This window comes from Terrabacter sp. 2YAF2, assembly GCF_052114705.1.
Taxonomy (GTDB): Bacteria; Actinomycetota; Actinomycetes; order Actinomycetales; family Dermatophilaceae; genus Terrabacter.
This window is the reverse complement of sequence record NZ_JBFRFG010000027.1, coordinates 26,651-42,708: the sequence shown is the minus strand read 5'-3', so window position 1 is coordinate 42,708 and position 16,058 is coordinate 26,651. Positions and strand designations below refer to the sequence as shown.

16 protein-coding genes and 1 riboswitch are annotated in these 16,058 nt (G+C 70.6%); of the genes, 2 read left to right on the top strand and 14 right to left on the bottom strand.

Annotated elements, in window-relative coordinates; genetic code table 11:
* Positions 1–301: 301 nt before the first annotated feature.
* The 14 genes from AB4030_RS20645 to AB4030_RS20580 all read right to left on the bottom strand — a co-directional run bounded on the left by AB4030_RS20645 (position 302) and on the right by AB4030_RS20580 (position 14,206).
* A complete protein-coding gene (locus AB4030_RS20645) occupies positions 302–1,789 on the bottom strand; it encodes a glutamate--cysteine ligase (RefSeq protein ID WP_442281074.1) in 1,488 nt (495 codons plus the stop codon).
* Between the two features lie 106 nt (positions 1,790–1,895).
* The gene (gene gcvP, locus AB4030_RS20640; RefSeq protein WP_442281073.1) at positions 1,896–4,823 is read right to left on the bottom strand and encodes an aminomethyl-transferring glycine dehydrogenase; all 2,928 of its coding nucleotides are present in this window, start codon (positions 4,821–4,823) and stop codon (positions 1,896–1,898) included.
* 76 nt (positions 4,824–4,899) lie between these two features.
* Positions 4,900–4,999: riboswitch (glycine riboswitch) on the bottom strand.
* Between the two features lie 135 nt (positions 5,000–5,134).
* A complete protein-coding gene (locus AB4030_RS20635) occupies positions 5,135–5,719 on the bottom strand; it encodes a MerR family transcriptional regulator (RefSeq protein ID WP_442281072.1) in 585 nt (194 codons plus the stop codon).
* A 197-nt stretch (positions 5,720–5,916) separates the two neighbouring features.
* A complete protein-coding gene (locus tag AB4030_RS20630; protein ID WP_442281071.1) occupies positions 5,917–6,438 on the bottom strand; it encodes a bifunctional nuclease family protein in 522 nt (173 codons plus the stop codon).
* A gap of 41 nt (positions 6,439–6,479) precedes the next feature.
* The gene (gene ftsR / locus AB4030_RS20625) at positions 6,480–7,205 is read right to left on the bottom strand and encodes a transcriptional regulator FtsR (RefSeq protein ID WP_442281070.1); all 726 of its coding nucleotides are present in this window, start codon (positions 7,203–7,205) and stop codon (positions 6,480–6,482) included.
* A complete protein-coding gene (locus tag AB4030_RS20620; RefSeq protein ID WP_442281069.1) occupies positions 7,202–7,672 on the bottom strand; it encodes an FHA domain-containing protein in 471 nt (156 codons plus the stop codon). The genes ftsR and AB4030_RS20620 overlap by 4 nt, the downstream gene beginning before the upstream one ends.
* 147 nt (positions 7,673–7,819) lie before the next feature.
* Positions 7,820–8,209 (bottom strand): glycine cleavage system protein GcvH, encoded by a 390-nt coding sequence (gcvH, locus tag AB4030_RS20615; protein ID WP_442281068.1) that lies wholly within the window; start codon positions 8,207–8,209, stop codon positions 7,820–7,822.
* Positions 8,210–8,381: 172 nt separating this feature from the next.
* A complete protein-coding gene (locus AB4030_RS20610; RefSeq protein WP_442281067.1) occupies positions 8,382–9,302 on the bottom strand; it encodes a DUF881 domain-containing protein in 921 nt (306 codons plus the stop codon).
* A gap of 2 nt (positions 9,303–9,304) precedes the next feature.
* Positions 9,305–9,637 (bottom strand): small basic family protein, encoded by a 333-nt coding sequence (locus tag AB4030_RS20605; protein WP_442281066.1) that lies wholly within the window; start codon positions 9,635–9,637, stop codon positions 9,305–9,307.
* Positions 9,634–10,608, bottom strand: coding sequence for a DUF881 domain-containing protein (locus tag AB4030_RS20600; RefSeq protein WP_442281065.1), 975 nt, complete (start codon positions 10,606–10,608; stop codon positions 9,634–9,636). The genes AB4030_RS20605 and AB4030_RS20600 overlap by 4 nt, the downstream gene beginning before the upstream one ends.
* Complete coding sequence (locus AB4030_RS20595; RefSeq protein WP_442281064.1) at positions 10,605–11,213, bottom strand: CDP-alcohol phosphatidyltransferase family protein; 609 nt, start codon at positions 11,211–11,213, stop codon at positions 10,605–10,607. The genes AB4030_RS20600 and AB4030_RS20595 overlap by 4 nt, the downstream gene beginning before the upstream one ends.
* A gap of 107 nt (positions 11,214–11,320) precedes the next feature.
* Entirely contained in the window at positions 11,321–12,847 is a 1,527-nt protein-coding gene (locus tag AB4030_RS20590; protein ID WP_442281063.1) for an Ig-like domain repeat protein, read from the bottom strand.
* Positions 12,847–13,581, bottom strand: coding sequence for a hypothetical protein (locus AB4030_RS20585; protein ID WP_442281062.1), 735 nt, complete (start codon positions 13,579–13,581; stop codon positions 12,847–12,849). Before AB4030_RS20585 ends, AB4030_RS20590 begins: the two co-directional genes overlap by 1 nt.
* 106 nt (positions 13,582–13,687) lie before the next feature.
* Positions 13,688–14,206 (bottom strand): hypothetical protein, encoded by a 519-nt coding sequence (locus tag AB4030_RS20580; RefSeq protein WP_442281061.1) that lies wholly within the window; start codon positions 14,204–14,206, stop codon positions 13,688–13,690.
* A 319-nt stretch (positions 14,207–14,525) separates the two neighbouring features.
* On the opposite strand from AB4030_RS20580, the gene AB4030_RS20575 reads away from it, so the two are divergent.
* On the top strand, positions 14,526–15,371 hold the full coding sequence (locus AB4030_RS20575) for an MBL fold metallo-hydrolase (protein ID WP_442281060.1): 846 nt from the start codon (positions 14,526–14,528) through the stop codon (positions 15,369–15,371).
* Between the two features lie 82 nt (positions 15,372–15,453).
* Entirely contained in the window at positions 15,454–16,035 is a 582-nt protein-coding gene (locus AB4030_RS20570; protein WP_442281059.1) for a DUF2231 domain-containing protein, read from the top strand.
* The last annotated feature ends 23 nt before the right edge of the window (positions 16,036–16,058 follow it).

Genomic DNA, 16,058 nt, shown 5'->3' with positions numbered 1-16,058 from the left:
CCCCAAAGGCATCGACTTCACCACTGTCACCGACGAACGCGTCGCCCACGTCGAACACCTGCTCAACACCCGACCCCGAGCCACCCTCGGCTTCCACACCCCCGCCGTTAGGCTCAACGAACTACTCACCGTTGCGCAGACGACTTGAGACCGCCCCCGCCGGTGTCCGCTGCGAAGTGCGCACTCGAGCGTCGAGTGCTCAACTTCCTACGCCGGTGCGCGTCGGGAACTGGGCACTCGACGGGGTCGGGGCAACCGGCATACGGGAACTCGGGGTCGGGCAGACGACGGGGTCCTGCCGTCAGACGCGAGGCAGCTCCCAGGTGTGCACCGGCTCGTTGGCCATCATCCCCTCGATGTAGTGGCGGAGCATCTCGCGCAGCGCCCGGTCGCGGGGCAGGCCCCGGGCCTCGAGCCGGGCGACGCACTCGGTCTGCCACGAAGCCCCGTTGACGCCGAGGAGGCACCGCTGCTCGATGATCGTCAGGAAGCGGTCGCGAACGGCCGCCGAGACGCCCCAGCGCTCGAGACCCTCGTGCGCCATGGGCAGCAGTCGTCGCAGCACGAGCTCGGTGGCCGGCACGTCACCGAAGCCGGGCCAGTAGGTGCTGGCGTCGATCCCGAGGCGGGCGCCCTCCTCGAAGTTGGCCTCCGCGGCCGAGAAGCTCATCCGGGTCCAGACCGGGCGGTCCTCCTCGGCGAGGATGCGCATGGTGCCGTAGTAGAAGGCGGCGTTGGCCATGACGTCGGCGATGCTCGGGCCGGCCGGCAGGACGCGGTTCTCGACGCGCAGATGCGGCCGGCCGCCGACGATGTCGTAGATCGGGCGGTTCCAGCGGTAGACCGTGCCGTTGTGCAGGCGCAGCTCCTTGAGCTCGGGCACCTCGCCGCGCTCGAAGACCTCCTCGGGCTCCTCGTCGTAGAGCTCGGGCAGCAGCGCCGGGAAGTAGCGGACGTTCTCCTCGAAGAGGTCGAAGATCGAGGTGATCCACCGCTCGCCGAACCACACCCGAGGGCGCACGCCCTGGTTCTTCAGCTCGACCGACCGGGTGTCGGTCGCCTGGGTGAAGAGCGGGATCCGGGTCTCGGCCCACAGCCGCTGCCCGAGGAAGAACGGCGAGTTGGCCCCGAGCGCGAGCTGCGGGCCGGCAAGGACCTGCGCGGCGTTCCAGTGGTCGGCGAAGCGCTCGGGCTGGACCTGCAGGTGCAGCTGGATCGAGGTGCACGCCGACTCGGGGGCCAGGCTGTCGGAGTAACGCGCGATGCGCTCCCCCGTCGGGCCCTCCAGCTCGAGCCAGACATCCTCACCGCGCGCATCGAGCACCGCGTTGTTGAGGGCGGCATAACGGATGTTCTCGCTGATCCAGTCGCCCTCGAAGTGCTCCGGCATGACCGTCGGCAGGATGCCGATGGCCACGATGCCGGCATGGGCCTCGGCGGCCTTGGCGGAGGCCCGGTTGAGGGACTCGCGCAGCAGCTGCTCGAGCTCGATGGCCGAGTCGCCCGGGAGCGGGCGAGGGTGGACGTTGAGCTCGATGTTGTAGCGCGCCAGCTCGGTCTGGTAGTCCTCGTCGGCGATCTGCTCGAGCACCGTCTTGTTGTCGAGCTTGGGCCCGAGGTCCTCGTTGACGAGGTTGAGCTCGATCTCGAGACCGGTCATCGGTCGGTCGAACTCGAACTCGCTCTTGCCGAGCATGCGCTCGAACACGTCGAGGTCACGGCGCACCTTCTCGCGGTACTCCTGCCGCTGCTCGCGCGTGTACCTGGCCTGCTCGACGTCGGCTCCCACGTGAGGAGACAACCACACTCGCGGTCTCGACGCGAGTGGCACGCACGCAGCGGCCACCACCTGGGCTCGGGTCCCGGCAGGTGGTGACCGCTGCGGCGTCGGGGGCTCAGCCCTCGAAGGCCTCCGGCGGCGGGCAGGAGCAGACGAGGTTACGGTCGCCGTAGGCACCGTCGATGCGGCTGACCGGCGGCCAGTACTTGTCGGCGGCGTGCACCCCGACCGGGAAGGCGGCCTCGGTGCGGTCGTAGGGGTGGTTCCACTCCCCCGCGATGTTGAGCGCCGTGTGCGGGGCGTGTCGCAGCATGCTGTCGGCCACGGCGACCTCGCCGGCGCGGATCGCCTCGATCTCGCCGCGGATCGCGATCATCGCGTCGCAGAAGCGGTCGAGCTCGTAGAGGTTCTCGGACTCGGTCGGCTCGACCATGAGGGTTCCCGCGACGGGGAAGCTCATCGTCGGTGCGTGGAAGCCGTAGTCGACGAGGCGCTTGGCGATGTCGTCGACCGTGACACCGGTCTCGGCTGTGATCTGCCGGACGTCGAGGATGCACTCGTGCGCGACGAGGTCATCGTGGCCGGAGTAGAGCACGGGGTAGTGCTCGCGCAGCCGGGCCGCGATGTAGTTGGCACCGAGCACGGCCATCTGGGTGGCGTGGCGCAGGCCCTCGCCGCCCATGAGCCGGACGTAGGCCCACGAGATCGGCAGGATGCTCGCCGACCCGTAGGGCGCGGCGGACACGGGGCCGACGCCGGTCTCGGGCCCGGCCTCCGCGGCGAGCGGGTGGTTGGGCAGGTGCGGCGCGAGGTGGGCGCGCACCGCGACCGGGCCGACACCGGGACCGCCGCCGCCGTGCGGGATGCAGAAGGTCTTGTGGAGGTTGAGGTGGCTGACGTCCGCGCCGAACTTCCCGGGCTGGGCGAGCCCGACGAGGGCGTTGAGGTTGGCGCCGTCGACGTAGACCTGTCCGCCCGCCTCGTGGACGAGCTCGCACAGCTCGGTGATGGTGTCCTCGTAGACGCCGTGCGTGGACGGGTAGGTCACCATGATCGCGGCGAGGTCGTCGCGGTGGGCCTCGATCTTGGCGCGGAGGTCGTCCATGTCGATGGTGCCGTCGGCGGCGGTCTTGACGACGACGACCTTGAGCCCCGCCATGACCGCGGAGGCGGCGTTGGTGCCGTGGGCGCTCGCGGGGATGAGGCAGACCCGACGGTGGCCCTCGCCGCGCGCCTGGTGGTAGGCGTGGATCGCGAGCAGGCCCGCGAACTCACCCTGCGAGCCGGCGTTGGGCTGGAGGGAGACGGCGTCGTAGCCGGTGATCTCGCACAGCCACGACGACAGGTCGTCGATGAGGGCGCGGATACCCTCGGTCTGCTGCGCCGGCGCGAACGGGTGGAGGTTGGCGAACTCCGGCCAGGTGACCGCCTCCATCTCGGTGGTGGCGTTGAGCTTCATCGTGCACGAGCCGAGCGGGATCATGCCGCGGTCGAGCGCGAAGTCGCGGTCGGAGAGCCGGCGCAGGTAGCGCAGCATCGCCGTCTCGGAGTGGTGCGCGTGGAAGACCGGGTGGGTGAGGAACTCGGACGAGCGGGCCAGACCCTCGGGTATGCCGTGTGCTCCCGTCCCGCTCATGCCGGACGTCACGTCGTCAGTCGGGTTCACGCCGAAGGCATCGAGGACCGCGTGCACCGTTGCGGACGTGGACGTCTCGTCGAGGCTGAGCGAGACGCGGTCGGCGTCGACGCGCCAGACGTTGATGCCCCGGTCTGCGAAGGCGGCCGTGACCTCGTCCGCACGACCCGGCACGACGACCGTGAGCGTGTCGAAGAACGCCGTCGTCTCGACGTCGAGGCCACCGTCGATGAGGGCGCCGCGCAGGGCGGCGGTGAGGGTGCCTACGCGCTTCGCGATGGCCACGAGCCCGGCGGGACCGTGCCACACGGCATACATGCTCGCCATGACGGCGAGCAGCACCTGCGCGGTGCAGATGTTGGAGGTCGCCTTCTCGCGGCGGATGTGCTGCTCGCGCGTCTGCAGGGCCAGGCGGTAGGCCTGGTGCCCCTCGGCGTCGACGGAGACGCCGACGAGGCGGCCGGGGATCTGTCGCTCGAGCCCCCGGTGCACGGCCATGTAGCCGGCGTGCGGACCGCCGAAGCCCATCGGGACGCCGAAGCGCTGCGCGCTGCCGACGGCGATGTCGGCGCCCCACTCACCCGGGGCGCTGGCCAGGGTGAGCGCGAGCAGGTCGGCGCAGGCGGTGACGAGGCCCTTGGCCTCGTGGACGGCCGCCGTCAGAGCCGTCCAGTCGACGATCTCGCCGGTGGCGTCGGGGTACTGCACCAGTGCGCCGACCACAGGCTTGCCGTCGGCGGCGGCGGCCAGGGAGTCGGCGTCGGTGACGCCGCGCAGGTCGGTGACGCGCAAGGGCAGTCCGAGCGCGTCGGCGCGCGTGCGCATCACGGCGATGGTCTGCGGGAAGAGCCGCTCGTCGACGAGCACGACGGCGTCGGCAGGTGCCTTGCTGGCCCGGCGCATCAGCGACATCGCCTCTGCCGCGGCGGTCGACTCGTCGAGGAGGGACGAGCCTGCGACGTCGAGCCCGGTGAGGTCGGTGATGACCGTCTGGAAGTTGAGCAGGGCCTCGAGGCGTCCCTGGGAGATCTCGGGCTGGTAGGGCGTGTAGGCGGTGTACCAGGCGGGGTTCTCCAGGACGTTGCGGCGCACGACCGGCGGCGTCACGGTGCCGTAGTAGCCCAGGCCGATGAGCGAGGTGAGAACCGAGTTGCGCGAGGCGAACCCGCGCAGCTCCTCGATGACGGCGCTCTCGCTGGCGGCCGCGTCGATCCGGAGCGGCGACTCCGACCGGATGGCGCCCGGGATGGCGCGGTCGCACATGGCATCGAGGCTGGGCTGCCCCACCACCTCGAGCATGTGGCGCACGTCGTCACCGCCCGGGCCGACGTGGCGGCTGACGAAGTCGGCCATCACCGTCTCGGTGGACGTTCCGGTGGTGACGGGCACGAGGTGGTCGATCGACATGCGGGCTCCTGACGGGTTCGAGCGGACGACACACGCTCCCCGTCTGTCGAGCACGGTGACGTGCCTCCAGAGTTGCCTCGCCCGCGTGGTCCTGGCGCCTGAGAGGTTCCGGGGATGTTGCCCCTTCGGCGCCTCGCAGGTGCAGCGCACCCCGAGGACTCTCCCACGCAGGGTCGATCGGCACTCCCGAATCTACCAGCAGGCGCGGGCCGTTCGGTCATGCGAACGGCCCGGCCGGGGTGTCCGGTCGGGCCGCGGGCAGCCGTCTCCGGCCGTCTCCGGCCGTGTCGCAGGGGGCGTTGCCGCGGCGCTCAGGCCAGCCGGCGGGCCTGGCGGCGAGCGGTGAGCTCGTCGTCCGGGTGGTCGAGCGCGGCCTCGTCGTCGACGCGCTCGCTGGGCAGCAGGGCCAGCTCGCCCTCGACCTCGCGCCACACGCGTCCGACGGCGATGCCGAAGACACCCTGTCCACCCTGGACGAGGTCGATGACCTCGTCGGCGGAGGTGCACTCGTAGACGGAGGCGCCGTCGCTCATGAGGGTGATCTGGGCCAGGTCCTCGACACCGCGCTCGCGGAGGTGGCTGATGGCGACGCGGATCTGCTGGAGGGAGACCCCGGTGTCGAGCAGGCGCTTGACGACCTTGAGGACGAGGATGTCGCGGAAACCGTAGAGTCGCTGGGTGCCCGATCCCGTGGCGCTGCGCACCGACGGCTCCACGAGTCCGGTGCGGGCCCAGTAGTCGAGCTGGCGGTAGGTGATGCCGGCGGCCCTGCAGGCCGTCGGGCCGCGGTAGCCGCTGTCCTCGTTGAGCTCGGGCAGGTCGTCGGTGAACAGCAGGCCCTGGGACCCGACGGGCACGGCCCGCGCGGAGTCGCGCGCGTCCTCGATGGCGGCCATGCCGTCCTCCTCCTGCTCATGCTGCGGGCCGCGGTGGTGCGGTCGCGCAGACGACAACCAGATAACTACAGTCACGTCGTTCTACTGAAGGTAGGCCGCGAACCCGGTCCGGTCAATCACCCGGGGTCCGCATGGCGCGGCGTGTCGGGACGCAGCGCATCCTTCGACGTCTACGTGAAGGTTAAACTCTGGTGGCGTCAGTCGGGGTGATCGGGCAGATCCGGACGGTCGCCCGGCTCCTGCGACTCTGGAGCCGGCCCTTCGAAGTCCTCGGCCGACACGTGGTCGAGGAACTCCTTGAAGCGCTCGACCTCGTCGTCCTCCTCGGACGACACGACGATCGCGGCCTCGTCGAGGATGGCGGGCTCGACGAGAACCTTGGCGCCCGTGCGCAGGGCGAGCGCGATGGCGTCACTGGCGCGGGAGCTCACCTCGGCCTTGCCGTCGATGATGAGCGCGGCGTGGAAGACGGAGTCCTTGAGAGCAACGATGCGCACCTCGGTCAGCTCGTGGCCGAGCACCGCCAGGACGTCTCGCATCAGGTCGTGCGTCAGCGGTCTCGGAGGCACGACACCCTGCTGGGCGTAGGTGATCGCGGCAGCCTCGGCGGCCCCGATCCAGATCGGCAGGTAGCGTCCGCCGTCCCGCTCCCGGAGCAGCACGATCGGTTGGTTCGTGGGCATCTCGACGCGGACGCCCAGGACATCGACCTCTCTCACTCCTCCACCGTACCCCGGCCTGTCGACGACGGGGACGGCCCTCAGCGAGCGAGTCCCGCGCGGACGAGCGCGACGTGCAGGGCGATGCAGGCAGAGGCGATCTCGGCCGCGCGGTCCTCTCGGGTGCCGCTCCCCCGCCGGGTCGCGAGGACCTGGTCCACGAGTCCGATCTCGCGGTCGGCTGCGGTGCGGAAGGGCCGGAGGTGGCGCGCCTCGAGACCGTGGGCGGCGAGCGTGCGCGCAGCGGCCGCGATGGCCAGCGCCTCGTGCCCGAAGTGGCCGCGGCCGTCGGGCTGGAGCAGCCCGTAGGTCTCCAGGGCGTGCATCGTCTCGCGGTCGATGCCGGTGGCCTCGCGCAGCTCGGGACCGGTCAGGGAGATGTCACGTCGCGGCAGGAGCTCGTGCGGCTGCGGCACCTCCGGGTCGTCGCTCGGCGCGGGCGGCTGGGGTCGGCCGCCGGCGTTGTCGACCGGCTCGGCCAGACCCCGGTCGAGGGCGTCGAGGGCGTCACGGATCACCTTGAGCGGCCAGTAGCGGTCGCGCTGCGCGGTGAGGACGTAGTGCAGCCGGCGGACGTCGTCCTCCGTGTAGGTCCGGTAGCCGGACGCGGTGCGGTGCGGCAGCACCAGGCCCTCCGCCTCGAGGAAGCGGATCTTCGACGCGGTGACGTCGGGGAAGTCCTCGGACAGTGCTGCCAGCACCTTGCCGATCGTGAGGCGTCGTGGAGCGGGTGCGGTGCCGTCGCCCGCGACCGTGCCAGCGGTCATGCGCCTGCGTGCTGGGCAGCTCCGGACGAGTAGTACACGAGGCGGAACTTGCCGATCTGGACCTCGTCACCGAGGTGCAGGGGTGCCTCGTCGATGCGTTCCCGGTTGACGTAGGTGCCGTTGAGCGAGCCGGCGTCGCGCACGACGTAACCACCGCCCTGGGCGACGAACAGCGCGTGCTTGCGCGAGACGGTCACGTCGTCGAGGAAGATGTCCGAGTCGGGATGACGGCCTGCTGCCACCTGCTGGTCGTCGAGCAGGAAGCGGGCACCCGTGTTGGGTCCTCGGAGCACGACGAGCAGCGCCGTGCCGGGACGCAGGGCCTCGATGGTGGCATGGTCCTCGGCCGTGAGGCCACGCGGCGTGACGGTGTCGACGTGGTCGCTGTCCTGCGACGGCACGCCCTGGAACCGCATGGTGCGGGGTTCGACGTTCATGTCGTCGGGGTCGGGCAGGTCGCTCGACATGCGGTCCTCCTCTGTGGTGCGGGCGGATTCGGGGTGCAGCCACTCTAGTTGACCCGGGCAGGTCACAGCGTGCCGTGCGTCACGGGCGCGCGGCTGCCCGGCGGGCGGCACGGGTCAGGCAGAGATCAGTCTGGAACCAGGCAGGGATCAGGGCAGGGACGCGGTGTAGGTCGACGCGTCCATGAGTCCGTCGACGGCCGAGGCGTCGGCCAGTCGCAGCTCGAACATCCAGCCCTCGCCGTAGGGGTCCGAGTTGATGAGCTCGGGCGACGCGTCGAGCGCGGCGTTGGTGGCGGTCACCTCGCCCTCGAGGGGGGCGTAGACGTCGCTGACCGACTTCGTCGACTCGACCTCCCCGCACGAGTCGCCGGGGGTGACCGTGTCGCCCACGGCCGGAAGGGAGACGTAGACGACGTCACCGAGGGCGTCCTGCGCGAACGAGGTGATGCCGATGCGAACCACCCCGTCGTCGCCGACGCGGACCCACTCGTGGTCGCTGGTGTAGCGCAGGTCAGAGGGGTAGTCCAGCTCGCTCATGTCACTCCTTCGTCGATGCGCGGCCCAGGGCGGGAGGTCGTGGCCGCGCGTGCTGCTGTGCGTGGACGCCGCAGACGATGCGGCGGCACCTGAGAGGATGCCATGCCAGCGCCCAGCGCGCAGGAAGTGGGTCCCACTGCGTGTCCCGGTGCGCGACGCACGGCTCCCTGCGTCACTCGACCGGCTTGGCGTGGGTCATCTTGGTGGGTTGGTGCAGCGAGTTGATCTCGATGAGGCTGGACTCCGTGACCGCCGCCTCGGCGCCCTTCTGCCGCACGGACTCGACGATGCCGCCGGGAATCGTCATGGCTGACGACAGGGTCTTCGAGTCGCCGATCACCTTGATGACGAGGGGGCGCGGCACCGTCACGCCGTCGATCTGGATCTGTCCGTTGCGGTCCCCCACGAACGAGGAGGCGACCACGCGGACGCCCCCGACGTCGATGGACTCCGCACCCGCGTCGCGCAGCTCCTGGATGATGTCGAGGACGATGGGTCCCGTCACGGCATTGGTCGGGTCGGTGATGCGCATCGTGATCCCGGGACCCTTCGCAGCGATGGTCCCGGCGAGGATGCCGAGGGTGTCGACGCGCTTCTGCGCCTGCTCGAGCGCCTCGGCCGCGGTGCCGGTGCCGTTCTTGAGACGGTCGCGGGTGGACTCCAGCTCGCGGACCTGCTGGTCGAGGCGTGACGAACGCAGCGAGATGTCGTCCAGCACGCGGACGAGGTCGGTCTGGCTGAGCTCGTCTAGGCCGCGCTGGTTCGTCAGCTGGACCTGGGCCGCGATGCCGGCTCCGAGGAGCAACGCGAGCAAGGCGCCCAGTGCGTTGGCCCGGGTCGCGCGTGGCCAGCTCATCCTCAGGAGGCGCTTCCACGCAGCCCGGCCCTCGACCGGGACCCGGCTCGTCCCGGTCCCGCGCGCCTCGGACGACGTGAAGTCGACCTCGGCGCCGTCGTCGACACTGGTGCCGAAGACCGGCACGGCTGTGGAGGTCTCGTCGCTCCCCTGGGCGTCGGCATCGACGGCCAGGTCAGGGGCGTCCTCCTCGATGGCGGGGGGCGGTCCCGGGCGACCCTTCTTGCGCTTTGCCATGCTCAGGCCTTGAACAGGTGCCGCCGGATGGAGGCGACGTTGGAGAAGATCCGGACGCCGAGGACGACGACGACTCCGGTCGAGAGCTGCGAGCCGACTCCCAGCTGGTCGCCCAGGAAGACGATGAAGGCCGCGACGACGACGTTGGACAGGAACGAGACGACGAAGACCTTGTCGTTGAAGATGCCGTCGAGGATCGCTCGGATGGCGCCGAACACGGCGTCCAGGGCCGCGATGACGGCGATGGGCAGGTAGGGCTGGATCCACACCGGCACCGAGGGATTGAGGAAGAGCCCCACCGCGAGTCCGGCCAACAGGCCGAGAACTGGGATCACGAGGGCTTCTCCTGACTGCTCGGTGTCGCCGGGTTCCCGGTGCCCGGGGTGGCGCTTCGGTTGGGGGTGCCCGAGGGCGATCCCGGGGTCGACGTGCTCGTGGGGGGCGAGCCTACGGGCGGGCCGACCGGTTGCGCGACCTCGAGACGTGCGGCGGAGTCTCCCGGCACGGTCAGCGAGTCGTGGCCGGCCATGACCGACCGGATCTTGTACTGGTCCGTCAACTGCGAGAGGTAGAGCCCGGCAAATGACGGCTCGAAGAGCTGCTGCATGCCCTGGGAGTCGCCCAGGGCCGTGATGACATAAGGCCGTGTCAGGGGCCTGAAGTCGACGATGATCGCCTGGCCGGCGAAACGGATGGCCGCGGTCGAGCTGAGCCGGTGGCCGTTGATGGAGATCGCCTCGGCGCCGGCTCCCCAGAGCCCGTTGACGATGATCTGCAGGTCGCCGGAGGTGACCCGCCCCTGCTGGAAGCCGCCGCTGGGACGTGTGCCGGCGTTGGCGTCGGTCTCGGTCGAGGCCGCGTCGTCGAGAGTCAGGGTCAGGCCCGGGCCCCTCAGCGGCACCGCGCCGGCCTGCACCTCGAGGTTCTTGATCGAGGAGGTGAGGTCCGGGCCGCCGGACTGCTGCAGGGACAGGGCCTCGAAGTCACGGACCTGCTTGGCGAGGACGGCAACCTTGGCCTCCTGGTCACTCCCGTGCTTCTGCAGCGCCTCGATGCGGGTGACGAGCTCCTTCTTCAGGGCGGCAGCCGCCGTGGGCTTGGGGCGCAGGGACTGCGCTGCGACGGCGAAGAGGAACCCGATGAGGATCGCCAGCACGATGACGAGCACGGTCCGGGTCGACGTCGCCCGCGGCAGGCCCGCGGCGGCGCGGCGGGACGCGGCCTCCTGGTAGCCCGGGTCGAGCGGCCGCTCCATCATCGTGGTCAGCAACGTCATCGACTCGTCGGGTCGCCGGGGTGCTGTCACGGTGTCACCGTCCGGGCACCCTGGGTCAGCACGATCCGTGCGTGGACGGCATACAGCACGGCGGCCAGCCAGTAGAGCACGACGCCCCACCACGCGAAACCCCACCCGACGGGTCGGGCGAGGTCACCGATCCAGTCGTCCCGGTGCGCGAGCAGCAGCAGGGGAAAGGCGTAGAGCAGGTTGAAGGTCGCGGCCTTGCCGACGAAGTGGACGGGCAGTCCGACCTGGCCGCGGCTGCGCAGGTAGAGCAGCATCATCGCCATGACGAGCTCGCGGGCGAGGAGCACGACGACGAGCCAGACGGGGATGATGTCGCGCCACATGAGTCCGAAGAGCGTCGCCAGGATGTAGAGGCGGTCGGCGATCGGGTCGAGGAACCCGCCGAGCCGGCTCTCCATGTTGAACTGCCGAGCGATCTTGCCGTCCAGGTAGTCCGTGACGCCGGAGAGGAGCAGCAGGAGCAGCGCGAGCCCGTCGCGGCCGGACAGGATCGCCCAGAGGAAGACCGGCACGCCGAGCAGTCGCAGGATCGACAGGACGTTGGGGATCGTCAGCAGGCGCTCCGACACGACGTGCTGGGGCTCCCCCACCTTCTCGATCTCCACGGCGGCAAGCCTAACCGGCTGCCGGAGGGCTCGATGCGCCCGCTCGGCCACGATGCGGACACGGACCAACGCCGCGGGGCCCGGCACCCCGGGTGTTGGGTCCTTGACTACTTGAAGGACTGAGAGGCGGGCGTGCTCACCACCGCCCCACGGAGCGCGCGGACGTAGACGGTCTGCTTGCCGTTGCCAGGGGGGATCATGAACGGCGCGGCGCATGGCGCCCAGCTAGACGTGCCGGGCGGGCTGCTGCCGTTCGTGATCTGGCACTCGTAGGTGTAGCCGGGGACGCTGGTCCACGTCGCGGTTCCGCTGTTCCCGCTGGCGTCGACGGCCAGTCCGGTCGGCGCCGTCGGGGTCGGGGTCACAAGGAAGGACTGGGTGGCCTGTGGGGCTGCGGCCCAGGTCGCGTTGCCGGCCTGGTCGGCGTTGACGGAGCACGTGCCGGCGGCGACGTAGCTGACGCTGGTCCCGCTGACGGTGCACACCGATGGGGTGGCGCTCGTGAAGGTCACGACCAGTCCCGAGCTCGCCGACGCGGCCACGGCGTAGGGCGCGTCCCCGAGCATCGCGGACGCCGGAGCGGACGAGGTGAACGTGATCGACTGCGCGGACTTGGACACGGTGAACGACTGCGTCACCCGGACGGCTGCGGCATACGTGGCGTCGCCGGCCTGGTCGGCGGCGATGGTGCACGTGCCGGCGGCGACGAAGGAGACGGAGACGGTGGGCCCTGAGACGGTGCAGACGCCCGTCGTGGTGCTCGAGAAGGTGACGGCCAGGCCGGAGGTCGCGGTGGCTGTGACGGTGTAGGCCGCGCCCCCGACCGTGGCCGAGGCGGGGGCGATCGAGGTGAACGAGATCGTCTGCGACCGCTTGACCACGGACTGCGACACCGCGGCAGAGGACGCCGCGGCGTACGGCGCCGACCCGGCATACGTGGCCGTGAGGGTGCGCGTCCCGGTGGAGGCCCAGGCGAAGAGGCACGTCGCCGTGCCAGAGCTGAGCGTCTGGCTGCCGCTGGAGCACGTGATCGCCGTGCCGCCGTCGCGGAAGACCACGGTTCCGGTCGGGGTGCCGGACGCGGCGGTGACCGTCGCCGTGAGAGTGACGGACTGGTCCACGACGGACGGGTTGGGCGATGACGTGAGCGAGATGCTGGTCGCGATGATGCGCAAGACGGTCACGGTGGCGCTCGGCGCGCTGACTGCCGTCCACCCCGAGCGGACCGCATACACGGTGTAGCTGTAGGTGCCGTCAGGCACCGAGCCGTCGGAGCAGGACGTCGCGGTCAGCAGCGCAGAGGCGGAGCTCGCGCAGGCTGCTGCCTTCGACCCCGTGGCGGTGTCGGTCCGCTCGACCCAGTACCCGGCAGGGACGACGCCGCTCGCGGGGGCCGTCCACGAGACGACAGCGCTCGAGCTGCCGGCAGAAGACGTCGCAGAGACACCGGACGGCGCGACCAGCGTGCTCGTCGAGGCGGTCCCGGTGCCACGACCTCCCGTCGTCCAGAAGGCCCATGCGGTGCCGGACACACCCATGAGCATCGCGAGGACCACGAGGATGCCGAGAGCGCGCACGCCGCGGTTCGGGGCGGCACGGCGTGCGCGCGGCTTCGGGGTGGTGCGGCGGTGCATCACTGCTCGGCCACCGCGGACCACGTGAGGGTGAAGGCCTTGTTCTTGCAGACGTCCTGGTTGACGTCCGGCAGGTCTCGGAGGCGGATCGCAGCGGCGGAGACGCCCTCGGTGGGGAGCGTGACCGTGGCCCGAGAAGGGACCGGCACGACGAGGCCGGCGACGAACCGGGGCTGCCGGACCTCGACGTTGGTCGCTGTCGCGCAACCTGGCGGAGTGCTGTCCGGGGCCACCGACAGCGTGAGACCGGTCAGGCGGATCGGGATCCCGTTCGGGTTGCTGACCTGGACCGGCACCTCGCGCCAGAGCCCGGGCGCGAGCTCGCTGATGTCCCCTGCCACCGCGAACCGCAGGCCGTATGCCAGCGGCGCGTCCCGGTAGGAGAAGGAGTACGCCGTGGTGGCCGACTCACGGCTGGAACCGTCGACCGCCAGGACGGACAGCCGGTGGCGGTCCGTCCTGGCGGGGTCGAGCTCCCAGGTCAGCGGCGACGCGCAGTCGAACCACGAGCCGTCGTCCACGGAGCACCGGAACCGGACGCCCGGCTGGTCGTCGACCCACGCGGCCGTGTTCGTCGTCGCCGAGGTCGGGTCGGCAGGAACCGACGTCAGGACCGGCGCCTCGACCGTCGTGCCGGGCGCGATGCGCGTCATCCCGAGCAGCACCACCAGGACCGCGACGAAGACGACGAACAGCCCCAGGGCAGCATGCCTGGCGGTGATCGGCGTCTTCACGTGTTCCTCCGCGGTCCGAACGGTGTCGAGTGCTGCCCTCATGGCCCCCGGTCAAGCCGAACGGGGTGGGCGCCGGGGTCCAGTCGGCTCCCACCCCGCCCGGGTCTCAGCTGGCGACGTAGTGGATCGTCACCGCGGCGCCCTTGCAGGCGTCCTGGTTCGTGGTCTTGTTGTTGAACTGCATGGTGAAGGTGCCCGTCGTCGTCGCGTTCGGCGCAAGGTCGATCGGAGTCACGGTGATGGAGACCGCGGTGGCCTCGGTGGATGGAGCCGGCGCACCGTTGAGCTTGTAGTCGGTGCTGTCACAGTCGGTCGCGCCCGTCGTGACGTAGGCCTTGAGGCCCTGGAGCTTGTAGCTCTCGCTGCCGCTGTTCTTGACCGTCGCGGTGACCGTCTGCGCGGAGTCGCCGGGGAACATCGGGCTGGTGGCGTTGCCCGAGACGACGAGAGCGGTCGACGTACCAGTCGCAGTCGTGGCCGTTCCGGTGCCGCCACCGTTGCTCGTCCAGTAGGCGTAGGCGCCGCCGGCCGTCGCGAGTCCGATGACTCCAGCGGCGAGGAGGGCGGCGGACCTCTTCTTCTTCGAGTTCTTGGCGTTCTTGGAGCTCGTCTTGTGAGTGCGCATGGAGTCGTCCATGACCTTTCCCCTCGAGTGGCTTTACCGTTTCTTGGTGTGCTGCTGGCGAAACATTGACACTCAAAACGGCAAAAAAGGGGCGCCTCGGCGAACATTTCGCATACCTTGCGGATTGCTTGCGGTTCCACGGGAGTTCTTGCAGATGACTACCGGACTCCTTGCCTGACAGCACGATTCACGGGACACGTAACGGGGTCTGGGTCGAGATCTCGGCTCGGCGTTCGTCGGTACGTGAACCTGCGGCTGGGTAGAGAGATGGCATGCGGCCCCTCAGAGCGGCCCGCGCCCACATCCCGAAGGAGATCCGATGGACGACGCGTCGACCCACCGCGCTGCGCTCACCTTCATCGGGACGGCCACGACGCTGATCGAGCTCGGCTCGTTCACGCTCCTCACCGACCCCAACTTCCTGCACCGGGGGCAGCGGGCCTACCTCGGCAAGGGTCTGTGGTCCCGCCGCCTCACCGACCCGGCCCTCACGGTCGACGCGGTCCCGCCGGTGGACGCAGTGCTGCTCTCCCACCTGCACGGCGACCACTTCGACCGGGTCGCCCGCAAGGGACTGTCTCGGGGGCTCCCCGTCGTGACGACCCCGCAGGCAGCCCGCCGGCTGAGCCGCTGGGGCTTCAGGACGCAGGGGCTGTCCCCGTGGGACCAGGTCGAGCTGGCCCACGATGACGAACGCCTCACCATCACCTCGGTCCCCGGAATCCATGCGCGCGGGCTGCTTCGCGCAGCCCTGCCGCCTGTCATGGGATCGGTCGTCGAGCACCGCGTCGCCGGGCTGCTCCGGCACCGCCTCTACGTCAGCGGCGACACCCTCACGGGAGACCACCTCGACGACATCCGGTCGCGCTTCCCCGAGATCGACACGGCAGTCGTCCACCTGGGTGGCACGCGTGTCCTCATGCACACCGTGACCATGGACGCCGAGCAGGGCGTGGACTTCCTGCGGCGCGTCACCCCGGGCCAAGCGGTCCCGGTGCACCACTCGGACTACGGCGTCTTCCGTTCGCCACTGCAGGACTTCCTGCGAGCTGCGGGCGATGCCGGCCTGGGCACCGTGCGTCCGGTCGGGCCCGGCGAGCGACTCGACCTCACCGACCCGACTCGCCCTTCGGAGGCGAGTCCCTTCCTCCGTGCGGCGACCTGACCGTTCGTCCGGCCCAGTACACCTGTCGTATGCCGGGTGCGTCGAGGGGTTCATCGGCTCGGTGAGCGGGTAGAGGGCGGGCATGGACGTCACCGACAGCTCCGCGACCCGCTCCCCCGCTGCCGCCCGCCTGCTCGAGCGACTCGTCGAGGGGCGCAGCTCCCTCGACGGCCCTGCTGCTGCGCTCTCGCCGCTGGCCCGGCAGGCCCGGGGCACCGGGGCGTGGAGGCGAGTCGTCACCGGCGAGGCGATCGGCCATGCCGCGCACCCGTTCCTGACCGATCTCCCGATCGGCTTCTGGGCCTCCGCCTCGCTGCTCGACGTCGTCGGCGGCCCCGGCGCAGCGGTCGCCGCTCGGCGACTCGTCGCGGCTGGGCTCGCCTCCGCGCCAGCGGCGRCACTCACCGGGCTGGCCGAGTACGACGGCCTCGGTGCCCGCCCGCGCCGCGTGGCGGCCGTCCACGCTGCCCTCAACGTGGCATCGCTCGCGTTGTATGCCGCCTCGTGGGCGGCGCGACCACGTCGGCAGGGTCTGGGCAAGGCACTGGCGCTCGGCGGCCTCTCGGTGTCCGGGGTGTCGGCCTACCTGGGCGGTCACCTCGCCATCGGCGAGAAGGTCGGCACGACAACCGAGACCTTGCCAGGGCCGTCGACGCCGCCCTGAGCTCGGCTGCCCCAGAAGAAGCG